This is a genomic window from Ruegeria sp. BC3 (genome assembly GCF_056539265.1).
Map to the genome: position 1 here is coordinate 500934 of NZ_JBQFUP010000002.1, position 22241 is coordinate 523174.

At 58.2% G+C, this 22241-nt stretch carries 18 protein-coding genes; 10 read left to right on the forward strand and 8 right to left on the reverse strand.

Annotated features, from left to right (window positions below; all coding sequences use genetic code 11):
• Positions 1-79: 79 nt before the first annotated feature.
• The 5 genes from ACR0MV_RS07645 (at position 80) to ACR0MV_RS07665 (ending at position 6856) form a co-directional block, all read left to right on the forward strand.
• Positions 80-1063, forward strand: coding sequence for a TetR/AcrR family transcriptional regulator (locus tag ACR0MV_RS07645; protein ID WP_480701635.1), 984 nt, complete (start codon positions 80-82; stop codon positions 1061-1063).
• Between the two features lie 246 nt (positions 1064-1309).
• Entirely contained in the window at positions 1310-3406 is a 2097-nt protein-coding gene (locus ACR0MV_RS07650) for a hydantoinase/oxoprolinase family protein (protein WP_480701636.1), read from the forward strand.
• Positions 3406-5058 (forward strand): hydantoinase B/oxoprolinase family protein, encoded by a 1653-nt coding sequence (locus tag ACR0MV_RS07655; RefSeq protein WP_480701637.1) that lies wholly within the window; start codon positions 3406-3408, stop codon positions 5056-5058. The genes ACR0MV_RS07650 and ACR0MV_RS07655 overlap by 1 nt, the downstream gene beginning before the upstream one ends.
• Complete coding sequence (locus ACR0MV_RS07660) at positions 5055-6122, forward strand: pyridoxal phosphate-dependent aminotransferase (protein ID WP_480701638.1); 1068 nt, start codon at positions 5055-5057, stop codon at positions 6120-6122. Before ACR0MV_RS07655 ends, ACR0MV_RS07660 begins: the two co-directional genes overlap by 4 nt.
• The gene (locus tag ACR0MV_RS07665) at positions 6119-6856 is read left to right on the forward strand and encodes a maleate cis-trans isomerase family protein (protein ID WP_480701639.1); all 738 of its coding nucleotides are present in this window, start codon (positions 6119-6121) and stop codon (positions 6854-6856) included. Before ACR0MV_RS07660 ends, ACR0MV_RS07665 begins: the two co-directional genes overlap by 4 nt.
• A gap of 40 nt (positions 6857-6896) precedes the next feature.
• On the opposite strand, the gene ACR0MV_RS07670 is transcribed toward ACR0MV_RS07665, so the two are convergent.
• Positions 6897-8435 (reverse strand): trimethylamine methyltransferase family protein, encoded by a 1539-nt coding sequence (locus ACR0MV_RS07670; protein ID WP_480701640.1) that lies wholly within the window; start codon positions 8433-8435, stop codon positions 6897-6899.
• A gap of 283 nt (positions 8436-8718) precedes the next feature.
• Here ACR0MV_RS07670 and ACR0MV_RS07675 point away from each other — a divergent pair, with 283 nt between their 5' ends.
• Positions 8719-9615, forward strand: coding sequence for a LysR substrate-binding domain-containing protein (locus tag ACR0MV_RS07675; protein WP_480701641.1), 897 nt, complete (start codon positions 8719-8721; stop codon positions 9613-9615).
• Positions 9616-9658: 43 nt separating this feature from the next.
• On the opposite strand, the gene ACR0MV_RS07680 is transcribed toward ACR0MV_RS07675, so the two are convergent.
• The 3 genes from ACR0MV_RS07680 to ACR0MV_RS07690 are packed head-to-tail and all read right to left on the reverse strand — an operon-like array spanning position 9659 to position 11717.
• The gene (locus ACR0MV_RS07680) at positions 9659-10456 is read right to left on the reverse strand and encodes an iron chelate uptake ABC transporter family permease subunit (protein WP_170423783.1); all 798 of its coding nucleotides are present in this window, start codon (positions 10454-10456) and stop codon (positions 9659-9661) included.
• Complete coding sequence (locus ACR0MV_RS07685) at positions 10456-11202, reverse strand: metal ABC transporter ATP-binding protein (RefSeq protein WP_480701642.1); 747 nt, start codon at positions 11200-11202, stop codon at positions 10456-10458. The genes ACR0MV_RS07680 and ACR0MV_RS07685 overlap by 1 nt, the downstream gene beginning before the upstream one ends.
• A gap of 2 nt (positions 11203-11204) precedes the next feature.
• Entirely contained in the window at positions 11205-11717 is a 513-nt protein-coding gene (locus tag ACR0MV_RS07690) for a transcriptional repressor (protein WP_480701643.1), read from the reverse strand.
• Between the two features lie 56 nt (positions 11718-11773).
• Here ACR0MV_RS07690 and ACR0MV_RS07695 point away from each other — a divergent pair, with 56 nt between their 5' ends.
• Entirely contained in the window at positions 11774-12919 is a 1146-nt protein-coding gene (locus ACR0MV_RS07695) for a zinc ABC transporter substrate-binding protein (RefSeq protein WP_480701644.1), read from the forward strand.
• Positions 12920-13029: 110 nt separating this feature from the next.
• Here the strand turns inward: ACR0MV_RS07695 and ACR0MV_RS07700 are convergent, their stop codons facing one another.
• A complete protein-coding gene (locus ACR0MV_RS07700; protein WP_480701645.1) occupies positions 13030-14280 on the reverse strand; it encodes an aminotransferase class V-fold PLP-dependent enzyme in 1251 nt (416 codons plus the stop codon).
• 317 nt (positions 14281-14597) lie between these two features.
• On the opposite strand from ACR0MV_RS07700, the gene ACR0MV_RS07705 reads away from it, so the two are divergent.
• The 3 genes from ACR0MV_RS07705 to ACR0MV_RS07715 all read left to right on the forward strand — a co-directional run bounded on the left by ACR0MV_RS07705 (position 14598) and on the right by ACR0MV_RS07715 (position 17018).
• A complete protein-coding gene (locus ACR0MV_RS07705) occupies positions 14598-15362 on the forward strand; it encodes an enoyl-CoA hydratase-related protein (protein WP_480701646.1) in 765 nt (254 codons plus the stop codon).
• A 237-nt stretch (positions 15363-15599) separates the two neighbouring features.
• A complete protein-coding gene (locus ACR0MV_RS07710) occupies positions 15600-15986 on the forward strand; it encodes a hypothetical protein (protein ID WP_480701647.1) in 387 nt (128 codons plus the stop codon).
• A gap of 72 nt (positions 15987-16058) precedes the next feature.
• Positions 16059-17018 (forward strand): LysR family transcriptional regulator, encoded by a 960-nt coding sequence (locus ACR0MV_RS07715; RefSeq protein ID WP_480701648.1) that lies wholly within the window; start codon positions 16059-16061, stop codon positions 17016-17018.
• Here the strand turns inward: ACR0MV_RS07715 and ACR0MV_RS07720 are convergent.
• Genes ACR0MV_RS07720 through ACR0MV_RS07730 form a run of 3 tightly spaced genes read right to left on the reverse strand, consistent with a single transcriptional unit; the run spans position 17006 to position 22237 of the window.
• Complete coding sequence (locus ACR0MV_RS07720) at positions 17006-17890, reverse strand: amidohydrolase family protein (protein WP_480701649.1); 885 nt, start codon at positions 17888-17890, stop codon at positions 17006-17008. The genes ACR0MV_RS07715 and ACR0MV_RS07720 overlap by 13 nt on opposite strands.
• Positions 17887-19344 carry a sulfatase family protein gene (locus ACR0MV_RS07725; RefSeq protein WP_480701650.1) on the reverse strand — a complete coding sequence of 486 codons (1458 nt, stop codon included), beginning with the start codon at positions 19342-19344 and terminating at the stop codon, positions 17887-17889. Before ACR0MV_RS07725 ends, ACR0MV_RS07720 begins: the two co-directional genes overlap by 4 nt.
• A 10-nt stretch (positions 19345-19354) precedes the next feature.
• Complete coding sequence (locus ACR0MV_RS07730; RefSeq protein ID WP_480701651.1) at positions 19355-22237, reverse strand: FAD-binding and (Fe-S)-binding domain-containing protein; 2883 nt, start codon at positions 22235-22237, stop codon at positions 19355-19357.
• Between the last annotated feature and the right edge of the window lie 4 nt (positions 22238-22241).

Here is a 22241-nt window from a genome sequence, read left to right on the forward strand (position 1 = left end):
GCTGCGACGATTTCCAACTGGACAAGACACTGAGATTTCAACATTTTACCGTAACGCAAAGAAGCAAGGGGCAGGCCGGGTGTTTTTGTATTCCGCAGCACAAGTCGATGAATTTATTCAGAAATCGCAACTTGATGGTGTCTGCCTTGCCTTGGCGATTGATGCGGCGCGGGACGAACTCAAACGCCTCGGGGACACGCCGCATCCGGTTTTGATCAACACATCTGCCACGAATCTGGCAGCCCCCGGAAAAGGTCAGATCGAGGCGCAGGCTGTCCGAATGTCACCCGAGGATTCGCCGCTGACCTCGTACCGGGTTTCAATCGTTCAGGCCGGAGCCAAACCGGGCGACACCGCGACGTTGATGGAAGTGACCTGTACCTTCTCTGTTGATACCGAAATGGCGGACTCAACGAAAACGACACAGGTCGAAAAAACCGAACGCCCCTTGTCCGACACAGCCGAAGAACGGCGGCGGCAAATCTTCGAAGGGGCCTGCACCGTTATCGCAAAGCACGGGTTCGGTAACGCCTCAATGCGCGAGATCGCCAAAGCATCCGGCCTGTCTGTTCCCCTGATGTACAAGTACATCAAGGACAAGGACGACATTTTGCACCTGATCACCACAATGTGCATGCAGGACATCATCGACTTTTTCGATACCGGAGAACTGTTCACCGGACCCGCAGATCAGAACCTTGAGAAAGCTGTGGACCGGTATATCGATTACGTTGGTGAAAACCGCCGCTACATAAACCTCGTCTACTCGGAGACACGTTCTATGTCCGCGGAAAACCGAGCTCGGGTTTTCGACATGGAACGTGAGTTCATGGGGCGCTGGAAAGCGATCCTGGACAAAGGCGTTGAGCAAAACGTGTTCCGCCCGATGAATACGGAATTGATGGCCAACTACTTGTATTTCCTGTGCAACGTGTGGTCCCTGCGGCATTGGAGCATCGGGAAATTCCCCGAAAGTGAGATCCGGTCCAGCCTGAAAGCGTTGATCATGGATGGTGTTCTGACCGAAACTTCGGCGGCAAAACGCGCTGCCAAAGCGTCGTGATCCACGGGCCGCGTGGCCAAAAGCCCTGACTGACCACCTCAGTTTTTTGTCGCTTATAGGCCAGTAAGTCGCAAACCAACTTGAGTCGTCAGATACCGCCGGTGATACTGGCAGAATGAACAAAAACAGCTCGCCCATTCGTTTGGATCGTCGCGCAACCGGTTGTGACCTCGTCGTCAGCATGTGACCGCAGGGGCCGTGCGCCCTTTGCCCTCTGCTTAGACTACGGACAATTCGGACAGTTTCATGACATCGCAACCCTTGCGCCTGGCCATCGATATTGGCGGCACCTTCACCGATACGGTTCTCGTTTCCGGTAATGAGACCATTCTGGCCTCTACCAAGACACTTACGACCCACCAGAACCCCGCCGATGGCGCGATGGAAGGTGCCCGGCGCGTCATGGACCAATCAGGTCGCGCGCTGAGCGAGGTGACCGGGTTTATCCATGGCACGACATTGGCGACAAATGCACTGATCGAACGACGCGGAGCCACAGTGGCGACCGTAACGACGGAAGGGTTCCGCGATATCCTCGAAATCGCCTATGAACGGCGCTACGCTCAATACGACATCAACCTTGAAAAGCCCGATTTGCTGGTGCCGCGCGAACGGGCGCTGACCATCCGGGAACGAATGGCCGCAGATGGCAATGTGCTGATCCCGCTGGAAGACGATGCTATAGACGCGCTGTTGGCCGATCTGGACGCCACTGGGGTCGATGCGGTTGCGATCTGCCTGATGCACGCCTATGCCAACCCTTCGCATGAACGCAGACTGCGCGACGTGCTGACTAAAAACCGCCCCAAACTGACCATATCGATCTCCTCGGACGTTAGCCCGGAAGCGCGGGAATTTGACCGGCTGTGCACAACGGTCGCCAACGCTTATATCCAGCCACTGATGGAGACTTACCTGGCGCGGTTTGTGGCGCAGTTCCAGGCCGCGGGCGTCGGCTGTCCGATCCTAATGATGACAGCGGGTGGCGGTATGTGCACTGTACAGACCGCCTCGCGCTTTCCGATCCGTTTGGTCGAAAGCGGCCCCGCCGGTGGCGCTGTTCTGGCCGCGCGCATCGCTGCACGGGCGGGTATCGACAATGTGTTGTCTTTCGACGTTGGCGGGACCACTGCCAAACTCTGCCTGATCGACGACGCGCGCCCCCAAACCTCGCGTCAGTTCGAAATTGCCCGCGCGGCACGGTTCATCAAAGGTTCGGGAATGCCGGTGCGTATTCCCGTGATCGAGATGATCGAAATTGGCGCGGGCGGAGGCTCAATCGCCGGGGTGGACCGGCTGGGGCGGCTGACCGTCGGACCCAAATCCGCCGGGTCAGAACCCGGCCCCGTGGCTTTTGGCCGGGGCGGCACCGAACCAACAGTAACCGACAGCGACATCACCTTGGGCTATATCGTACCCGACACCTTCGCCGAAGGGTTTATCCAGATCGACCCCCAAGCGTCCAAAGTAGCGCTGGCCAGAGTCATCGGCACAAGGTTGAACACGGATGCTATCGGCGCAGCAGACGGCGTCAGCCGGATCGTCGATGAAAGCATGGCCAGCGCGGGCCGGATGCATGCGGTGGAATCTGGCAAGGACCTTGGGCCACGCACGATGATCGCGTTCGGCGGCAACGGCCCGTTGCATGCCAGCCGAGTGGCCCGATCCGCCGGGGTCAGCCGCATCGTGATCCCGCCCAACCCGGGCGTCGGATCTGCGGTTGGCTTCCTGTTCGCTTCGGTCAGCTTTGAAATTGTCCGGTCCCGCTATTCCCTGCTGGAAACGTTGGACCTGGACGGGATCAACGCCCTGTTTGCCGACATGATCGCCGAGGCCAGCGACGTCGTAGCCCAAGGCGCCGGTGACGCGCCAACTGAAACACAACGCACAGCCTTCATGCGCTACAACGGCCAAGGTCATGAGATCGAAATCGCCCTGCCCGATCGCGACCTGACGGCAGAGGATATCCCACCGCTGATCGCCGCGTTCGAGGCGGAATACCGCAAGCAGTTCTCGCGCCCCGTGCCGGGGATGCAGATCGAGATCCTGAACTGGGCAGTACGTGTTGCAACTCCGGATACAGATGTGCCTGAGTTACCGGAAACGCCACCCCTAACTACGATCACCCCCGGCCAGACCCGCCCGATCATATGTGACGTGGATGGCCACCAAAAACAGGCCGGTTTTGTACCACGCGATACCCTGAAGCCGGGCGACCGCGTCCGCGGACCGGCGTTGATCACAGAACCGCAGACCACCACTTTGGTTTCGGCCGATTTCTCGGCACATGTTGATGCCATTGGAAACCTTGTCCTGATCCAAGACCAGAAAGGAGGCGCATAATGACCGCCGACATATCTGCCGCCCGCCTACAAGTGATGTGGAACCGCCTTCTTGCGGTGGTCGAAGAGCAAGGCCAAACCCTTATCCGGGCAGCGTTTTCGCCCATTGTGCGCGAATGCGGTGATATCTCAGCCGGGATCTTCGACGCCTCTGGCCGGATGCTGGCGCAAGCGGTCACCGGCACGCCCGGCCATATCAACACGATGGCCGAAGCCGTGATGCACCTGCGCGACCAGTTCCCTGTTCAGACAATGAAGCCCGGCGATATCTACATGACTAACGACCCTTGGCTAGCTTCGGGGCACCTAAACGATTTCCTGCTGATGATGCCAGCGTTCAAAAACGGCAAGGTCATCGGCTTTACCTCGTGCACCTCGCATCTGGTGGACCTTGGAGGACTGGGCATGGGCCCTGAAGGCTCGGATATCTACGACGAGGGCCTGCTGATCCCTCCCTGCAAACTGGTCGACGAAGGTGTGCCCAACGCCCTGCTGCTGGATATCGTCCGCGCCAACAGCCGCGAACCGATTGCGAATGAGGGTGATATCTACGCTCTGATCGCCTGCTGCGAGGCCGGAGTGACCCGCCTGCTGGATATGATGGAAGAATTCGACATCGACGATCTGGATGCGTTGGGCAGTTACATTATCGACACGTCCCGCCGCGGCACGCTCGAGGCCATCGCCGAGGTGCCGGAAGGCATCTACAAGAACATGCTGAAGATGGACGGTTATGAGAACGAGCTGGAGCTGCATGCGACCCTGACTGTCAGCAAACAGGGCATGCATGTGGATTTCACCGGAACCTCGGGCTGTTCGCGTAAGGGTATCAACGTACCGCTCAACTATGCCACGGCTTACACCGTCTTTGCCCTGCGTTGCATCGTTGGTTCGGACATCCCCAACAATGCCGGCTCACTAGAGCCCTTTACCGTCGATGGTCCAAAAGGCTGCATTCTGAACGCGCAGCGCCCTGTACCGGTGGCGATGCGGCATACATTGGGACAAGTGACACCCGATCTGGTTTTGGGATGCCTGCATCAGGCCCTGCCTGACGAGGTTCCGGCCGAAGGCGCGTCCTGCATGTTCGATTTGCCAATGCGCCACGCGCCCGAAGTGGCCCGTGACGGCGGACGTGAGTTTGCCGTTGAACCCGTCCACAACGGCGGCACCGGCGCGCGACCACATGCGGACGGCCTGTCGGCCACTGCCTACCCTTCCGGCGTGTTTGGATCACAGGTCGAGATCACCGAAAGCGTGGCCCCGGTCACCATCTGGCGGCGCGAGCTGCGTCCCGATTCCGGCGGTGCAGGCAAGTATCGCGGCGGGCTGGGTCAACGGATCGAGATGACCTCGGCCAATGATGCCCCCTTCCTCGTGTTCCTGTCGGTCGAACGCCTGAAGTTCCCCGCTCTTGGTCGTATGGGCGGACAGCCCGGCGCACCCGGGCGCATTCGCTTCCGCGACGGTGAAAGCGACATTCCCGGCAAAGGTGAACTGCGCGTCGAACCGGGTGACTACCTTATCTTTGAAACTCCCGGCGGCGGCGGCTTTGGCGACCCGGCCGAGCGTGATCCCAATGCTGTTGCGCTGGACCTCAAACGTGGGCTGATCAGTAACGCAGGTGCGAAATTCTACGGAGATGTCTCATGATCCGCCCTGTTCCCCACGTCGGTGCGATGGCGGCCTATGCACTGGCTGATCTTGGCGACCACAACACGATCTCGCTGGCGCAAAACGAAAGCGCGTTTCCGGCAAGCCCTGCAGCCATTGCGGCGGGAAAGGCCGCTATGGGCGAACTGCCGCTGTATCCCGACCCTGATTGGCCCGACCTGCGCGCGGCGATCGCCCAAGTGCATGGGCTGGACGCCGCGAGAATCCTTTGCGGCGCGGGCTCGATGGAGCTGATCGGCTGTCTGATCCGCGCCTATGCCGGACCGGGTGACCGGGTACTGGGTACTGACTATGGCTACGCTTTCGTCGCCTCGGCATCGGCCCAGGTGCAGGCGGATTACGTCAAGGCGCGCGAAGTCGACCTGACCGTTTCGATTGACGATATTCTTGACGCGGTTACTCCAGAGACGCGGATCGTCTTTGTCTGCAATCCCGGCAATCCCACCGGCACGTTGATCCCGAACTCGGACATCCGGCGACTGCGGGACGGACTGCCCGCAGATGTGATGCTGGTCGTGGATCAGGCCTATGCCGAATTTTCTGACCAAACCCATAACCCAGCCGAGATTTTCGCGCTTGCTGATCGGGGCGACACGGTAGTCCTGCGCACCTTCTCTAAGGCTTACGGTCTTGCCGGTGCGCGCGTGGGTTGGGGTTACTTTCCGGCTGAAATCGCAAGTGAGTTGCGCAAGCTGCTTAATCCAAACAATATCTCCATCGCTGCCCAAGCCGCAGCATCTGCCGCGATGCGCGATCAGCCCCACATGAAGGATGTGGTTTCCCGGACCGCCGAGATCAGAGACCGGTTTGCCCAAGACTGTCGGGCTTTGGGTCTGGGGGTTCCTGAAAGCCATACCAATTTCGTGCTATTGCGCTTTGCTTCTGCCGACGACGCGCAACGCGCAGATGCAGCCCTGCGCGCGGATAACCTGTTGATGCGCGGCATGGGTGGCTACGGCCTGATCGACTGCCTGAGAGCCACGATCTGCCAAGATCCAATCATGGATCGCTGCCTGACCGCCCTGAAAGGAGTGTTGAGATGACAGAAACACGAACCGCCGCCAAAATCGGTGTCCTTGTGCCCTTCACCAACACTAACCTTGAACCGGATATGGAGCTGCTGCGTCCTCCGAACACAACGATCCATTTCCAGCGCATGGGCGGCTATGACGTGGACGAGATTCCCGGCTCGGATCAAATGGCGGGTCTGGGGGCCTCGGATATCAGCCATGACCTGCGAATGATCTCAGGCGTGCGTCCGGATGTAGTGCTGTATGGTTGTACCTCGGCCACTCTGACCCACGGCCCCGCGTTTGACATGGATCTGGCGGATCAGATCAAAGCGGGCTCGGGCGCGATTTCCCTGACTGCGGCGGGCGCTCTGATTGAGGGGATCAAGGCAATCGGCGCAACACGTGTCGGTTTCTCATCCCCCTATCTGGGTGAGATCAATGTTCAGGCCATCGATTTCATGGCCCTAAATGGAATTGAAACCGTCAGATGCGCCGATGTGGGCCGCGAGTTGGGCAACTATGGTCAGGGCGAACTGACCCCTGACGAGGTCTTCGATCTGGCTTGTCAGGCCGATCATCCCGACGCGCAGGCGATTGTCCTGAGCTGTACCGATATGCGTTCGGTCGAGGCGATAGCCCGTATCGAGGCCACTTTGGACAAACCGGTCGTCACGTCCAATCAGGCAATGATGTTTGGCTTGATGAAGGCCCTGAACCTGCCGCGTCACGATGCCCTGCCCGGGCGTCTATTCGATAGGTTTTGAAGCAGAGCGGGGCACGGAACCACCCCTGCCCCGATCAGCCCTAGGGTTCTCCGCTGCCAATTTCTTCGCGGCGTTTGGCGATATAGGCGTCCAGTTCTTCGCGTATTGCGGGGTCCATTTCTGGTGCCCGATACTCACGCAAGGCCTGCTGCCAGATATCCGTCGCCCGCTGTAGCGCGTCCTTTGCTCCCGCGGCTTCCCAGTTTTCATAGTTCTGCCAGTCAGACAGCATCGGGCTGTAGAACGCGGTCTCATACCGGGCCATCGTGTGATCGGTACCAAAGAAATGGCCACCGGTCGGCACTGATTTGATAGTGTCCAGACCCAGTTCTTCGGCGTTGAACTTCATCGGCTTGAGGAACTCCATCATGTTTTGGATGATTTCGACGTCCATTATGAATTTCTCATACGAGGCAGTCAGGCCGCCCTCTAGCCAACCCGCTGCGTGATAGACGATATTTGCGCCGCCGAGAACCGCGCCCCAGGTGGCCATCATCGTTTCATACGCGGCCTGCAAATCCACCACATTCGACGCGTTGGCATTTGAGGTCCGATAGGGAATCCCATAGCGCCGCGCCAATTGACCGCCGACGATATTGGCCTTGGCGTTTTCCGGTGTGCCGAAAGCCGGCGCGCCAGACTTCATGTCCACGTTCGACGTAAACGAACCATACATGACCGGCGCACCCGGATTGACGAGCTGCGTCAGAACCACCCCGAACAAGGCTTCGGCATTCTGTTGCGCCAACGCGGCCGGTAGAGTGACCGGCGTCATCGCACCCATCAGAGTAAAGGGCGTCACGGTCACAGGCTGGCCGTATTCCGCCATCGCAATCAGCCCGTCCCCCATCGCGTCATCGAACAAACGCGGAGAGTTGACCGAAATGATAGTAATCACGCCCGGATCGCCCTGCATCTCTTCGGGTTTTTGACCGCGCGAAATAGCCATCATTTTGATGCCATCCATTGCCCGGCCGCGACCGATGGCAGTGCAGTGAAAACTCAGGTCACTGTAGGTCAAATTGGCGTTGTAGGTATCGAGATGGCGGTTGTTGGCAGGCATCTCAATCGGGGCCATCACCTGATTTCCAATCAGGTGGATCGCGTTGAAATGGTGGGCCAACCGGATAAAGTTGCAATAGTCCTCATAGTTTCCCTGACGACGACCATTGATGCAGTCATGAACGTTCGGAGGCCCCGCTACCAATCCAAAGTTCACATGATTGCCGCCCAATGTGATCTGCTTGGACCGATTCCGGGACGTCAGGGTGAATTCACGTGGCACCGTTTTCAGCGCTTCGAAAACAAGGCTTTCATCTATGCGGATGGTTTTGGTGTCCCGGTCAACTATTGCTCCGGCACGTTCGAACAGGTCGATCACGTTGTCGCCCATAACGCGGATGCCTGCCTCGGACAGGATCCTGATGGATGTAGCGTGCAACTGATCTATCTGCTCGGGGTTCAGTATCTGGAACGGAGGGTACTCGTTGCGAATTTGCTGCCATGGCAGTTGGTCGATACCGGCTGTGCCACGCCCGGATTTCCCCCGTCGCCCGCCTCCACGTCTGTCCCGTGCCATGTTCTGTCTGCCCTCGTACCGGATCTGATTTAGTGCCTTACACAGGCTGCAAGGTAGCAGCCTCAGATCGCCATTTTTGTCACTTGCCGACGCTTCTGTGTCGCAAAAGGAACATGATGGGTCGGAGGAATGATACGGCTGCCGTTTGGGATAGTGGCTCCAGAATTTGCGCCTCCACCCGAAGCTCTGTCGCATATGATACCTTGCGGATGTCGTTCGCGGACAAGATGCACTCCTGCTGTGTTTCCTATGGAGTCTTCAGACACACGGAGACAGCCCGCTGATGATGCACCTGCCCCACCTCACCTTCCTTCGGTCGTTCGAGGCCGCCGCCCGGCATCTGAGCTTTACCAGTGCCGCCGAAGAACTGAACTGCACACAATCAGCTGTCAGCAACCATGTGAGATCGCTTGAAGAGTTCATTCAACGCCCTTTGTTTGTCCGCCACGCCCGCTCACTGCCTTTGACGAACGTGGCCGAGGCTTACTTGCCGTCCGTACGCCACGCCCTGCAGGAAATCGATGTTGCCACTCGATCTGTAAGTCAACGACCGCACACCCGGAAAGTGGTGATCTCGTGCCCCTTCAGCCTGGCCGAGAACTGGCTTCCCGATGTGATCCGCGATTTCAATACGACGCATCCTGACATTGATTTGACCGTCCACGGAACCGTTTGGAGCGACGTCGAGCCCAGCGTGTCGGATCTGTCGATCACGATCCACCATGTTGACGAAGCGTCTCCGGACATGACCAAGCTGTGGACAGAAAAACTGACGGTTGTCTGTGCACCAGACTACCAGGTCAACGGGAAACCGCTGCGCGATCCCAATCAGCTGGGGGATGCCCATTTGATCCACATCCTTGGGAGACCTGCTTATTGGGAACTGGTCCGAACCTATTTCGGCCTGACCGAACTGAGCCTGAACCACGGGCTGCGAACAAATGCCTCAAACCTGGCGATGGAAATGGCGTCGCGCTCTGTAGGCTGCGTGGTCTTACCAAAGTCCCTGACCCGGTCGTTTATTGACCGGGGCCTTTTGATCGAGCCCTTCGACATCGAAATCACCAGCCCATGGGCCTATTACTTCGCAGCACGCGAGAAGTTCCCAACGCCTTCAGTTCAACTCTTTCAGAACTGGGTTCTCAAGGCCGCAGCAGACCTGAAACAGGTGCGGGTTTAAGAAACACCGCCCCGTTGCCTCAAAAGCGCCGATAGGTCTTACGTCAAATTCTGGTCTGGCGTTGCCACCCAATCAGGCTGAAACAGGCAAACAGAATGGCGGCAACGCAAACGATGGACGGGCCTGCGGGCGTGTCAAAGATGTATGCCCCTCGTAGCCCAGCCACGGCCGAAGTTGCGCCTATTGCGGCCGCGATCAGAGCCATCGATTCCGGTGATCGCGCCAGACTGCGCGCGGCCGCCGCCGGAATGATAAGCATTGCCGCGATCAGCAAAATCCCGACTACTTTGATTGCAACGGCCACCGTAATCGCCAGGGCCAGAGTCAGGATCAACTGCTCACGCTTGGGGTCGAACCCACTAGCATAAGCCAGCTCTTCGTTCAGTGTTGCCGTCAATAACTGCGACCATCGCCATGCAATCAATGCAACGACCAAGGCAGCGCCGCCCCAGATTACGATCAGATCCGAACGAGATACGGAAAGAATGTCGCCGAAAAGGTAGGCCATCAAATCGATGCGAATACCGGACAGGAATGAAACAGCTACAAGGCCAAAAGCCAGCGCCGAATGGGCCATAACGCCAAGCAACGTGTCCATCGCGTACCCTCGGCCACTCAACAGCGTCACAGTCAGCGCCATCACGAGTGCAATCGCCAGAGCACCCGGAAAGATGGGCACCTGAAGGGTCAACGAAAGTGCTACCCCTAGAATTGCGGCATGCGCCGTCGCATCCCCAAAATACGCCATCCTGCGCCACACGACAAAGCAGCCCAAGGGCGCGGCGGCAAAGGCAACACCCACGCCTGCCAGCGTGGCTCGGGTCATAAAATCATCAAGCATTATTCAGCCGCTTCCTGAGGGTTTGAACCATGGTCATGATCGTGGTCGTGATCATGATCGTGCCGGTAAAGAGCCAGCGCGCCGCCTGTGCCGGTGCCGAACAGAGCCCGATACTCCGGAGCCGAGGCCACGACTGCCGGCGATCCTTCGCAACAGACGTGACCGTTCAGACAGATTACCCGGTCCGATGCGCTCATCACTACGTGGAGTTCGTGGCTGATCATGATAATTGCGCAGCCGGTCTCTTGCCGGACAGCTTCGATCTGACGGTAGAACGCCGCCGAACCGGGTTGGTCCAGCCCTTGGGTCGCCTCATCCAGCAGCAGGATTTCAGGTCGATTGATCAACGCCCGCGCAAGCAGCACGCGCTGGAATTGTCCACCCGACAATTGTGACATCTGCCGTTTCAGCAAATCTGGCACACCGGCTGTTTCCAAAGCATCCGCACAGTCTTTTTGCGATGCCCGATGAGTCAGCCGCATGAAGCGTTCGACCGAAATTGGCAGAGTTGGATCGATATGCAGCTTTTGCGGAACGTACCCGATTTTCAGACCCGGCTTGCGCGTCACCTGCCCAGCCGATGGTTTCGTCGCGCCGATGATGGCGCGCAACAGGCTTGTCTTGCCTGATCCGTTCGGGCCGACAATGGTCACGATCTCACCGGGCTCGACCCCCATGTTGACACGTTGCAACACGGTATTGGCCCCATAGCTCACGCTGAGGTCTTCTACGGTAATCAGGTTCATTTCTACGCCTTTTCGGTGCAGTCGGGGCAAACACCTTCGGCTTCTACAACTGTCCGTTCGATCTCGAAACCCACAGCTCGCGCGGCCGCACCCAATGCACCTTTGGCAGGAGTGGAATGCGCCTCGGCCACGGCGTCACATTTTCTGCAGATCATGAAGGCCGGGGAGTGCGACGCGCCCGGATGCGAACAAGCCACAAAGGCGTTCAGGCGCTCGATCTTGTGGACAAACCCGTTCTCGACCAGAAAATCCAGCGCGCGGTAAGCAACCGGCGGCTGCGAGCCAAATCCGGCGTCACGCAACCGATCAAGGATCGCATAGGCACCGAGCGCGCGATGTTCCTGCAGCAGCATTTCCAACACTTTGCGACGCACGGGCGTCAGGCGCAGACTTTCCTCTTTGCACCGCGCTTCGGCGATGGACAGGCTGCTTTCGACACAATGCGTATGGTCATGCTTCTGAAACCCGACCAGGCCGGTGTCCTCAGAAATCGCAGGGGTCGTCTCACTTGTCATGTTATTCCATATCATGTATGCCGCTCGCAACGTTATAAAATCACACAGAGGGTTAGATGTCCAGAAAGCTTCTTCCTGTTTCGATCACGGCTGCGTTGTTGGGCGGCACAGCAGTGGCGGATGTTCCGAACGTTGCGGTTGATATTGCGCCAGTTCACTCACTGGTCGCGCGCGTGATGGAAGGTGTCGGCACACCGAACCTGATTGTGCAACCCGGTGCCTCGCCGCATGAATACAACCTGCGCCCCTCTGAGGCGGCAGCGCTGCAGGATGCGAATCTGGTGTTCTGGGTTGGCGAGGATCTGACACCTTGGATGGAAGGTGCGATCGAAACGCTAAGCGACGGCGCAACGGTCACTGCACTGCTTGAGGCAGACGGCACAACTCTGCTGGACTTCCGCGAAGGCGCGCTGTTCGAAGCGCATGACCACGGCGATGATGATCATGACGATCACGGGCATGACGAGCATGCCGAAGGCGAAGATCATGACGATCATGACCACGCTGAAGACAAAGACCACGACCACGCTGATCATGATGACCACGACCACGGTGACGAACATGCCGAGGGCGAGGACCACGATCACGAGGATGAACACGGCCACGACGATCATGCCGAAGGTGATGACCACGATCACGAGGACCATGAAGACCACGCTGGTCACGATGACCACCACGGTCATGACCACGGGGAACATGATCCCCACGCCTGGTTATCCCCAGAGAATGCCAGCGCCTGGCTGAACGTTATCGCCGCACAGCTTTCCGCAGCGGACCCAGACAACGCGGGGGCCTATTTTGCAAACGCGGCAGCCGCGCGTGAAGAGATGGCCGCCCTGTCTGCCGAGGTCGCCGCAACACTGGATGCGGTGCGCGGTGGAAACTTTATCGTGTTCCACGACGCGTATCAGTACTTTGAAAACGCTTTTGACTTCCCCGCATCCGGCGCGATTTCGATCGCAGACGCATCCGACCCAAGCCCCGCACGTATCGCAGAGATTCAGGGACGCATCCGCGAGGAAGGGATCAAGTGCGTCCTGTCCGAGCCGCAATTCAACCCCGGGCTGGTTGCAACTGTCATGGAAGGGACCGAGGCGAATACAGCTGTGATTGACCCATTGGGTTCGGACCTGGAAACTGGCCCAGCCTTGTACCCTCAGATGATCCGCAACATCGCGACAAACCTGGCCGAATGCCTCTAACCAAACTAGTAAGCTCGTTTGGTGTGGAAATCAGGAACGGGCTGAATATCGCCGGGAACAACGGGTGACCGAAAAATTGTTCCCGGCGTTCGACTATGGTGGCCGTTGACCTAGGCTGCCAAGGTCTTCATCGCGCCCAGGAACTGCGCGACTTCGGCAACACTGTTGTAGTGACACATAGACACACGAACGCAGCTATCCATGCCCAGTGGCGTCAGGATATTCCCTGAATAATGGTCAGCCTTTCGCAGATGAGTGCGGATGCCCTGCTCATTCAATGCCCGCACAACGTCGGCAGATGGCACGCCATCGACCACCAGAGACACAAGACCTTCGCGCGCCGGATTGTCGACACCGCCCAGAATGGTCACCTTCTCCATCTCGGCCAGACCGTGCAGATTGCCGGTCCCGTGGATCATTGCATCAGTCAGCGCCTTTTCCTGTTCATGAATCGCTTCGCCCGCTGCTAGGAACCGCTCTCGCCGATCGGTCGAGTCGGTGACCTGCGACCCCAACCATTCGAAATAGCTGACAACATCAGACATGGTCGCGTATGAACCAGTGTCGCGTGTACCCATCTCCCAGTTTTCGGCTGGACCATCGATCAAGCTGTTGTGCGGCAACGCCGTTAGCCGGTCCGAGATCCAGGCCACCCCGTAGCCATGGCGCGAAAACACCTTGTACGGCGAAATCACATAACCATCGACGTCATACGCAGTCAGGTCGATCCGGCCATGTGCCGCGTGCTGGATACCGTCCACGATGATGTAGCAATCAGGCGACACGGCCCGGATGGCCGCCGCGACCGCTTCGACATCAACGCCCATCCCGGTGACCGGCGATGTATGGACGACGGTTGCCACTTTGGTATCTGGCGTGACAAGCGCGGCATAACCTTCGGCCGATACCGTGCCGGTTGCGTCGTCGTGCTCGACCAGAACATGGCTTTGGCCAGCGATCCCCGCCCAACGGGCGCAGGCGCTGCGGGTCGCTGGATGCTCTAGCGAGGTGCCCAGAACCTGCCCCGGCCCGGTTGCCAGACAGGCGTTCATGATCAGGCGGAACAATAGTTCTGTTCCGCTTTCGCCCACAAAGAACTGGCCGCCCGGCGCGTTCATGAACGCAGCCATGTCAGCCTTGGCCTGATTGATAACCCGAACCAATTCGTGGCTACCCGGATTGTCGCGCCCCTGATTGTCGGGGATTGCCGCATAGGCCTGCGAGGTTTCAACCACGGAATTCAGCGTCAACGCGCCACCGGCATTTTCAAAGAAAATGCGTGGCCCCTGCTGCGGGCAGTGGTCTATCTGAGCAAACCGGTCACGGATTTGCTGAAGCAATTCGTCATTGATCTGGGGCATTGGGGCTCACGCGTGCAAATGTTCTGTTTCGACAACGTATATGTGAACCAGCACTGTATTCGCACAAAGAATTCGGGGGCTGAGCGGTAAATTTTTGTTGTAGCTTGCGACAGTTGGGTGACACCAACGCGTAACGTGGCTGCCGGATTCGCGACGTGAGGTCATCGGCTTGATTTATTGACGATAACGGGCGGCCCGCATACGACAGAAAATAATCGGTCCTGAACCGGGCCTTGGATTGCGCGCCCGCCAGCGACGATCCCACACCCCGAAATCATAGCGGCAAAGTTTCCGCAGAAATACCAAGGACTTAACTCATGACCGACCACATCATCATCAACACCCAGGATCGCGTCACTACTGTTACTATTTCCCGTGAGGAAAAGAAGAACGCGATTACTTTTGCGATGTACACCGCAATGGCGGAAGCCATCGAAGACTATGGGCGCACAGACGAGGCCCGCGCGCTGGTGATCACGGGGACCGGGGACATGTTCACTGCCGGCAATGACCTGCAGGACTTCATGGGAGGCGGCATTCCTTTGGGGAGCGGCGAGAACCCTATTGTTCGGTTCCTGAACGCCATCCGGGATTGCCCCAAGCCGTTGATCGCAGCGGTCAACGGGGCGGCAATTGGAATTGGCCTGACGATGTTGCTGCACTGCGATCTGGTCTATGCGGGCGAAAGCGCTACGTTCAGCGCTCCGTTCGCGCAGTTGGGTCTGGTACCCGAAGCGGGATCTTCGATGCTGTTGCCTGCGTCCGTTGGTATGGCGGTTGCCAATGATGTTCTGCTCGCCGGTCGGGTCCTGACAGCGACAGAGGCGCTGAACCATGGGCTTGTCGCACGTGTGTTTGCCGATAATGACCTTGCGGCCAACGCCCAGCAGATCGCCGCGCAGATTGCCGGTTCGTCCCCCGCAGCGCTGAAAAAATCCAAAGCGCTGATCCGTCGCCAACGAGACGAAATCGCCGGTCATATGAGCGCAGAAATTCAGGTTTTTGCAGAACAACTGCAGTCCGCCGACTTTGCCGAAAGCGTCGCAGCCAAACTGCAGAAACGGGCACCAAATTACGGCTAACCTGCCTGAACATGGTGTGTGTCCATTGGACGTCGAAAGGGTATGCAAAGCATACCCCAAGGTGAACCATTGGGCACACAAGGCGCGCAGGCCCCACAACCAGCCATAAGAAAAACCGATGCCCGCAACATAAAGTTGATATTTCCGGGATGGAAACGAACCCCATAAACTGACCAGAAACCATGAGCCCATCCGCATTGCGGTTCCGGTTCATACGCGTCTGAGGGGTCAAAGAAGATGCATGACAAAGCCGTCCAAGCTGCAATTTCAGTAATGGAAAACCACCTGATTGCACTGAACGCGCGCGATCCCGAAGCCATCGCAAAGACACTGCACTTTCCGCATTTTCGCCTGGCTGGCAACGTGATGAAAGTCTGGGAAACTCCGGACAGCTATATGGATGACTTTTACGCACGTGCGGGCGACGCGTGGGGTCATACCGAATGGGGACACCTGACACCGCTGCAAACCAGTCCCGAAAAGGTTCATCTGGACGTAATGGTAAACAGGTTCGACAAGGGTGGTGCGCCTTTGGTGGCATTCCCTTCGCTCTGGGTTGTAACCCAAATCGGAGGCGTTTGGGCAGCTCAGCTGCGGTCTTCCTTTGCCAATGATCTGAGGTAATCAGTTATCGGATATTCTTCTGTCTCAAGCCACGATATAGTTTCTCTCACTCAGACCGAGCCCGGGGGCAGAATGAATATTAGACAGCTTCGCTACTTTATCGCGATTGTGGATGAAGGCAGCGTCTCAAGCGCTGCGCGGGTGCTGCGCATTGCTCAGCCAGCGCTCAGCCAGCATATTGCCAATCTGGAAGAAGAGCTGACCACCGACCTGCTGGTTCGGTCTTCGCGCGGTGTCAAACCAACCAAAGCCGGAGAGGTGCTGTACCATCACGCGCGGAAAATCGTTGCGCAGTTGAAACAAGCCGCAGACGATGTCCGCAAAGAGGCTGACACCCCGCGTGGCGAAGTCTCGATCGTGGTCCCGCCAATGCTGGGTGTCCATGTTGCACCCAAACTGTTGGAGCGGATTGCTGAAAAATACCCCGAGGTCGAGCTGCGCATCATGGAAGAGCTGGGCCTGAGCGTCAAAGAGATGATCGAAAACAGCCGTGTTGATCTGGGTATTCTGGCCACCCGCGACCAGAGCCCAAAGGCCGAGTATCTGCATCTCTACTCTGAACCTCTGTTTCTGGTGTCCCGCAGACGTGATCAGGACGCAGCCAGCGATGGCACAGAAACGGTCGACGTGGACAAGCTGTTTTCCGTGCCATTGGTGCTCAGCCAGCGGTCGCATGCGGTGCGCGAAATGGTCGAAGAGGTCGCGCAGAAAAAGGGAAAGACCCTGAACTTGAGGGTGACCACCGAATCCACACGTTTGCGGATCAGCTACATCCGCAGTGGCGTGACTTATGGCGTCCTGCCCTGGCCTTCGTTTGATACACAATGGCGCCGCGGAGAAATCAAGGCGCAGCGGCTGGTAAATCCAGAACTCATGCGTGACATCTACCTCGCCTGGCCCAAGAACCAGCCCCTGAACGCGGCCACGCGGGCCGTTCGGCAAGAGATGCTAGAGATCTGTCACGAGCTGTTCGAAGACGGCGTCATCCGGGGCGAACTGGTTGCCGAAAAAACGACAGATCAAAACCCATAAAGCCGAGCGGGATTGTCGCTCAGTATCGCCTTGCGCTGCTGCGCGTCCGGGGCCCAGTCCTCAAGCTGATCCAGTAATGCACCATCATTGGGCATAGGCACCGGGATATGCGGGTGCGGCCAGTCGGTACCAAACACCACCTGATCCGGGTTTGCGGCAATCAGCGCGCGCGCAATGGACGTTACATCATCATAAGGGGGTGTTTGCTGTCCGGTAACCCGGTACGCACCGGACAGTTTTGCCCATGCCTTGCCGGTTTGCATCAAGGCCAGCAGCGCCTGAAAACCTGGCTCTTTGACGCCTTTTCCAACTGGGAAATGCCCCATGTGATCGAACACGGTCTGGACGGGCAACGAGTTAAAAAAGTCATAGAGATCGGGAAAAGTTGAAACATCCAGCAAAACCTGCAGATGCCAACCCAATGGTGCGATCCGCTCGGCGATGCGGCGCACATCCTGCATGGCCTGATCGCCGCTGAACAGAAGATTAGCGCGCACGCCACGGGCACCTTGCGCATGCATTGCCAGCAACTGGTCTTCTTGCACCGTGTCATCGACAACCACCACTGCACGCAGGCGATCAGGCTGTTCGGCTACGGCGCGTAGCGTGGCACGATTGTCCGTCCCATAGACGCTGGGCTGAACGATGACCCCACGCTCAAATCCGAGTGTCTGCAGCAGATCCTGATATGAACTCAGCGAAGCATCCGGTGGCGTGTACAGGCGGTCAGGCACCAGCGGCCAGTCCGCTAGCGGGCCGAACACGTGCGCATGGCAATCGCAGGCCAGCGGCGGCAGGGCAAACCCCGGCGCATAGGGCGCTGGATCAGCCGCTTCGCAAAACGGGATATGTCGATCCGGCGCTTCGGTCATAGCCCGGCCTTGGACGCAACAAAATCCGCATTTGCGCCGGGCGCAGGTGTCGCGCCAAAGCCGCCACGTTCAAGAACTGCCTCTACCCCACCATTTGCCGCGATGATGGCCGCCTGATCCGCCTTGGCGCGGCGATCTACCTCGACGGGGTCACAAATCTTTAGCAACTCGGCATGCAATTCGTCCCGCACGGCCTGATGACTGGCAGAGGTTCCAAGGTCATTGACCTCTTCCGGGTCAGTTTCAAGATCGAAGAGTTGCGGCTCCATGCCGACATAATAGATGTATTTCCATTTGCCTTTGCGGATCATGAACGCGCCCGAGGCCGCCCCGGCCGCGTGATACTCAGAAAACGCGACGCGATCCGAACAATCCGCTTCGGCTGCGATGCGGATCAGCGAACGGCCCGGCAACTCCGGATCCTGAGCGTCCAATCCGGCACAATCCAAGACGGTCGGGAAAACATCGGCCAGCGACACCGATGTTTTGCACACATGGCCCGCAGGGACATCAGGTCCGCTGAGGATCATCGGCACGGCAGCTGCCTCTTCGTACATATTGGATTTACCCCACATCTCACGCTCACCCATGTTGTCGCCGTGGTCGCTGACATAAACGATCCGAGTGGTTTCGGTCAGGCCCGCCGCATCGACCGCGTCCAGAATACGACCTACATTGGCATCCATAAAGCTGACGAGGCCAAAGTATCCGGTCAGGGCCGCCCGGGTGCGTTCATCATTGAAATTGTCGTAGACAAAACAATGCCGCAGCGCCTTGAGCCATGGGTGATCGTCCTCGCTGGCCTCTTTCGACGGCTTCAGGTCCATGTCCTTGTAAAGGTCGTAAAACTGCTGCGGCGCGGTCAGCGGAAAGTGGGGCGCGACCATCGAGATAAACACGGTCCAGGGTTTCTCGGGCGCTTCCTCGTGACCACGCTGGGCAATCCATTCGCAGGCCGCCTCGGTGATATTGCGGTCATAATTGGTGTATGTCGTCTCTCCCGGCCCTGCACTGTCCGCAAGGTCACGCGCCTTCCAGCGGCGCGGCAGTGGTTCCCGGACACAGCCCAAAACATCGCCAACTCCGTTCACCAGGTGCATCGGAATCTGCTGAAAGTCCAAGCCGACTGGATCGCTTTCGTTGCGATAGTGCAGCTTGCCGATCGAACCGACGGGATTGCCGTTTTCCTGCAGGTAATGCCCCCAGGATTTGGGCTCGCCAGTGTAGGGCGTCGCGTTGTCCCAATGTCCCGTCTGGTGTCCATACTTCCCGGTGGCGAAACTGGCGCGCGCCGGGACGCAGATCGGCGCGTTGGTGTAGGCGCTATCAAAACGCGTCCCCTGTGCTGCCAACCGATCCAGATTGGGCGTTTGAATGAAAGGGTGACCCGCGCATCCCATGATGTTGGAGGCGTGTTCGTCAGACATCAGAACGATCATGTTCGTAGGTTTCATTTTGCCCTCTTCAGGAGTTTTTGGTGTTCAGATGCGCCAGCAGAGCCGACACAGGATGAGAAATCGGTCCGTCTCCGAACCTTTTGACTTGGGATCGGCAGGAAAACCCGGTGGCCAGTGGGGTGCGCCCCTTGGCAGCAACCGCATCGCGCCAAGACAGGTCGAACAAGTCACGGGACATTTCCTGATGTTCAACCTCGTGACCGAACAGTCCTGCCATACCGCAGCACCCGGTCGAGACCGGTTCGAGCGTCAAACCAAAGCGCGCAAACACCTCGACCCACCGACGCACCGAGGCCGGATCGGCGGTTTTTTCCGTGCAGTGGGACAAAAGCGCAAAGCGCTGACCGCTCACTGGTAGCTCGGGCAAGTCTGACAGTCTGTCGAACAGAAACCGGTCCAAAGAATGAACTTGAAACTCGGTTTGAGCACCGCGCTGGTACTCCTTGTTGAACAGATCGGTCACCGCCGGTTCCAGACTGACCATTGCAAGCCCTTGCCGGGCGACCGCCTCAAGCAGCTGAGGCGTTTGCTGGCGTTGACGTTCAAAATCCTGCTCGAACCCGCGGACCCGCAGCGCCTTTCCGTTGGAAAGCGGCGCGTTTGCCCACACGTTAAAGCCAAGCTGAACCAACAGTTGGGTCACTGCCCCAACAATCTGCGTCTCAAAGACACCGGTAAAGCTGTCGAGGACCAGAAATACAGGGCGCGCGCCCCAGTTCTGCACCTCCAACCCCGGCGTAATGACTGTCCCGCCCGCACGCAGAACCGCCTGCTCGGCGGTTGTGGTGGAAAACACCGGGACATCGATCAAGCCAAACATCCGGGATAGCACGGAACGGCCAAGCGGGTTGGTCTGAGCAAGATTCATCAAGCGCGGAAGACGACGTGCACGCAGAGAAAGATGCTCCATTCGGCGCAAGAGATGATCCCGCAGGGGCCGCGCGTGTGTCTTGAAATAGGTGTTCAGAAAGGCCGATTTCATTGTTGGAATATCGACACGCACCGGACATTGTCCGGAACAGGATCTGCACGACAAGCAAGTGTCGAGACTACGCTTTAGTGCGTCTTCCACTTCGCGCACATCCTGCCCGGTTGAGCTCAACCGAGCCCATTCCCGAAACAAAGTCGCCCGCCCTTTTGGCGCCTGCGTCTTGTCGCGCGTTACCTTGAACGAAGGGCACATTGGGTCATCTGGTGCCCAGTTGTGGCATGCACCGTTGCCGTTACACGCAATCGCACGTTCATAAGCCGCGCTGGCGACCGGATCGATTTCAGCGTCCAGCGTTCCTCGGAATGGTACCGTGTCGATCTTCATGACGCTCAGATCGCCACCCTGCGCGGTCACCAACTTTCCCGGGTTCATACGGTTTTCGGGATCGAACCACGCCTTGATCCGACGCATGATCCCGTACAATTCAGGACCGACATAGCGTTCGACGTACTCACCCCGCACGCCTTTGCCGTGTTCACCCCAAATTAACCCGCCGTGGCGCTGGCAGAGATCGGACACGGCGTCCGAGACCTGACGGATCAAATCCCGGTCCTCGGCCACTCGCATGTTCAGCATCGGGCGCACATGGACGCAGCCGACATCCGCATGGCCGAACATTCCATATGACAGCCCAAACCCGTCCAGTAACGTGCTAAACTCGGACACGAACTGCGCAAGGTTTTCGGGCGGAACGGCCGCGTCTTCGACAAAGGGCAGACCGATCCTTTGCGTTTCGACAGCAGCCAACAGTCCGACCGAACGCTTGCGCAGTTCCCATAGCGCCGAGATTTCAGAGGCTTCTGTTGTCGCAACCTGTGCGATGACCTGAACATGGTTTTGGGCCAGAATTTGGTTCAGCCTTTGCTGACCCTGCAGAATGTCGGCCTGAGTTTCGCCAGTAAACTCGACAAACAAAAACCCCCCGGCATTGCTGACGCTGCCCAGGACCCCTTCCAATTCGCTCCACATCGGGGACGCGGCAGCGAGCGTCAGGATCTTGTCATCCAGAAACTCGATCGCGGCAGGGTTGGCCTCGACCAGATAGGGCACATGGCGCAGGGCGCTGACACAATCGCCATAAGCCAGAACTGTCAGCGCGCGCTGCTTTGGCAAGCGGGTCACGCGCAGCGTCAGCTGCGTCGTCAACGCCAGCGTCCCTTCGGACCCCGCGAGCAGCTTGATGAAATTGAGATCGCCCGTCTCAGTGCGCGCCTGATCCAGGTTGTACCCGGTTAGTCCACGGTTGAGCTTGGGGTAGTGACGGGCGATCTCAGAGGCGTTTTCCGTCAGTTCGCGATGCAGATCCGTACCCATTTGGTGCAGATCTTCGTCATTCGAACCATGAGTGGTGATCAAGACGGAACGCCCGTTGGCCAGAACCAGATCGGCGGCCAGTACGTGATCGGACGTGCGGCCATAGATCCGGCTTCCTTTCCCGCTGGCGTCTGTTGCAAACATCCCACCCACCGTTGCACGGGACGATGTGGAAACGGTCGGAGCAAAGAAAGCGCCATGGGGTCTTAGGAAGGTATTCAATTGATCCAGCACGACGCCGGGTTGCACGGTGACCGTGCCGGCATCCAGATCGAGCGACAGGATCTCGGTCATGTGCCGTGAAGTGTCCAGTACCACGCCGGTATTCAGCGATTGCCCGTTAGTTCCGGTGCCCCCACCACGCGCTGTCAAAGCAACACCGTGTTGTGCGGCAAAGTTGGCCGCAAGCTGAACATCACTGCTGTTTTTCGGAAGCAGGATCGCGTCGGGCACCAGATGATAGATGCTGTTATCCGTTGCAGCCACCAAACGTGCCGCTGTATCGATTTCGATATCGCCCTGAAAGCCGGACTCGGACAGAGACTTCTGAAATCCGGCAAGTGATGTAGGTGTTTGATCCAGCATTTCA